This window comes from Spiroplasma sp. hy2, from assembly GCF_044714365.1.
In the GTDB taxonomy this organism is placed as follows: Bacteria; Bacillota_I; Bacilli_A; order Mycoplasmatales; family Mycoplasmataceae; genus Spiroplasma; species Spiroplasma phoeniceum.
This window is the reverse complement of record NZ_RXFZ02000156.1, coordinates 1-2,454: the sequence shown is the minus strand read 5'-3', so window position 1 is coordinate 2,454 and position 2,454 is coordinate 1. Positions and strand designations below refer to the sequence as shown.

5 protein-coding genes are annotated in these 2,454 nt (G+C 23.6%); 3 read left to right on the top strand and 2 right to left on the bottom strand.

Annotated features, from left to right (window positions below; all coding sequences use genetic code 4):
* Window positions 1-285: lipoprotein (locus EHV01_RS04775; protein WP_422066450.1), on the bottom strand; the 285-nt coding region annotated here is incomplete at its 3' end.
* A 96-nt stretch (window positions 286-381) separates the two neighbouring features.
* Window positions 382-1,119 carry a hypothetical protein gene (locus tag EHV01_RS04770; RefSeq protein WP_422066449.1) on the bottom strand — a complete coding sequence of 246 codons (738 nt, stop codon included), beginning with the start codon at window positions 1,117-1,119 and terminating at the stop codon, window positions 382-384.
* 664 nt (window positions 1,120-1,783) lie between these two features.
* Between EHV01_RS04770 and EHV01_RS04765 the strand changes: the two genes are divergently transcribed.
* Genes EHV01_RS04765 through EHV01_RS04755 form a run of 3 tightly spaced genes read left to right on the top strand, consistent with a single transcriptional unit; the run spans window position 1,784 to window position 2,380 of the window.
* Window positions 1,784-1,921 carry a hypothetical protein gene (locus EHV01_RS04765; protein WP_422066447.1) on the top strand — a complete coding sequence of 46 codons (138 nt, stop codon included), beginning with the start codon at window positions 1,784-1,786 and terminating at the stop codon, window positions 1,919-1,921.
* Entirely contained in the window at window positions 1,908-2,066 is a 159-nt protein-coding gene (locus tag EHV01_RS04760) for a ParA family protein (RefSeq protein WP_422066445.1), read from the top strand. Before EHV01_RS04765 ends, EHV01_RS04760 begins: the two co-directional genes overlap by 14 nt.
* Window positions 2,063-2,380 (top strand): ParA family protein, encoded by a 318-nt coding sequence (locus EHV01_RS04755; protein WP_422066452.1) that lies wholly within the window; start codon window positions 2,063-2,065, stop codon window positions 2,378-2,380. The genes EHV01_RS04760 and EHV01_RS04755 overlap by 4 nt, the downstream gene beginning before the upstream one ends.
* Window positions 2,381-2,454: the final 74 nt, after the last annotated feature.

Sequence of the window (2,454 nt, the reverse complement as noted above, 5' to 3'; positions counted from 1 at the left end):
ATTATTTTTTTCATACTTATCATATTTAAATTTAACAATACGTCAATCATTATTTTTATCACCGCGTCATACTACAAAATAATATTTATTATCAACTTTATTAAATAGTTTTTCTTGGGATGCTATTCATTCTAAAATACCATCTTTTGTATCTATTTTGTATTTTTCTTTTAATTTTGCTAATTCTTTGGTTGTATATTCTTGTGGTGTATTACAAGCAACCAAACTTGTTGTACTGGTTCCAATTAAAGTGATTGTTCTTAAAATACTTAATATTTTTTTCATATTTTAATTCCTTTCTTTTAAGGTCTATTAAATTAATTAAAAATGGAAATAAATTAATGTTTTATTTCCATTTAACTTTATAAATTATTATATTAATTATAAGTAGGAAGACCCATAATAAGAATTTTGATTTGTACTAAAAGAAACAATTAAATTTCCCTGATATCTTAAATTTCCTTCTGGAACATAAATTGTTGCACTACTTCTTGATACATTTGAAACTCTTAAAATATTTATTAATTCAGCTGGCAAATGTTGATTATTTAATAAAAAAGATTCTATAATAGTTCTTTCGTTTGTATCAATAATATTATTTAAAATTCTATTTACATATGTTGTAGATAAGTTTAATCTACTATGTCAATTTGAATTTAAACCAGATGAATAATTTTCTTCTGTTGGTATTTGCCCCCCATTAAAAGTTACTTGAATACTACCTGTATATGAAGTTCCTGAGTGAACATCAATAATAGCTCTATTACCATAATTTGCTGAAACATATATTATTCTACTTCTTCCTGCTGTTGCCTGTAAATCTCTTGGTAAATTAGGATTTGCTCTTACAAATGCATTTAAAATTCTTAAATCAGATATTACTCCCCCGGAACTACTTCCTGGTCGTATTGTTCCTAAATCAGTTTGAGTAACATAAGTAGATATATCAGTTTGATATTGTCTTTTATTTCTATTTAATTTTTCTAAATTATTTATTTGTTGATAATTAATATCACTATTTATAGTTTCTTCTTTTTGATAAGGGCTGGCGGCAATTGTTGTTGGTACTGCACTTCCACTAATTGCTAATACGCTTAATAAACTAAGTAATTTTTTCATTACGTGTTTTTCTCCTTTTCTTAATTTTGAAACTTTTTATCAAGATCCATTGAACATTATATATATACAATAACTTTTTAAAAATATTTGAGAAAGTAAATTATTTAAATTATTATTATTGTGATTATATTTTTGTACTAAATCTGGGCTCGCGGTAATTTCCATAAGTTTTGCGAAAAATGACTTAAAGTTTAAAAAAGTTTTGCTGCGCTTTTCAAAATCCTTGGGAAAAATTCTAAGCGTTAAGCGAAGAATTTTATAAAGGTTCCCAAATTTGTTTGAAAGAACCTCAAAACTTTTTTTAACTTGTAAGTCATTTTATCACAAAAATTTAAGAAAATCAACCGCTCGCCCAAAACATATTTATTTTAATTAAAACCCTTATTTTATAGGGGTTTTTGTTACTTGTTTTGCTATCGTCGTCTGTGGCGCATCGAAGACTATTTTTATGAGAAAGGGTTAATAAAATAATATACAATAATTTTTATTTTATAACATAAATGTTATATATAAAACGAAGAGGTGAAAAAATGCCACAAGTAAAAAAATAAAAAATAATTTATTAGAGGATGAAAATATTACAAAAAGTGATATTGAAAATTTTGTATCATTTAAAGGTACTAAAATTAAAAAAAATATTAATTATCAAAATATTTTACCCCCGATGACTTGCGATGTAGAATTAGTACAAAAATTTAGAAATTTAGCAAAAGAGAAACAATGAACAAATACAACACTTATGAATAATATTTTAAGAGATTATTTTGATAGATTGGAGAATAATAATTATGAAGATGATTAGTTTTTGTAACAAAAAAGGTGGAGTTGGCAAAACGACCCTTTGTAAAAATGTTGCTTATAAATTTGCTTTGGAAAATAAAAAAGTTTTATTGATTGACCTTGACCCGCAAGCAACACTAACATTACAGTCAGCTAAAAAAATATAGAAAATAATAATTCAATAGTTGATTTAATTGGCAGTAAAAATGCAACTAAATTTATTAAAATTAATAATATAATAATTAAATCAAAATATAAAAATATTGATATTATAATGGCTAATGAAAGTTTATCAACTGTTTCTGCTTTATTAAATACTGTTTATTCAGATAAAGAAAAATATTTATTATCTGATATTATTTATCAATCAAACGAAAACATATTTAATAGTTATGATTATGTTTTGATTGACTATCCACCAACAATAAATGAATTATCTGTAAGTTTTTTAATAGACTTCTTGCATAACCTATTAAAATAATTGTAAATATTTTTAAAAAGATACTAATAGCAAATTATAATTTTAATTAATTATGTCTTTTATTTAAAAAATTH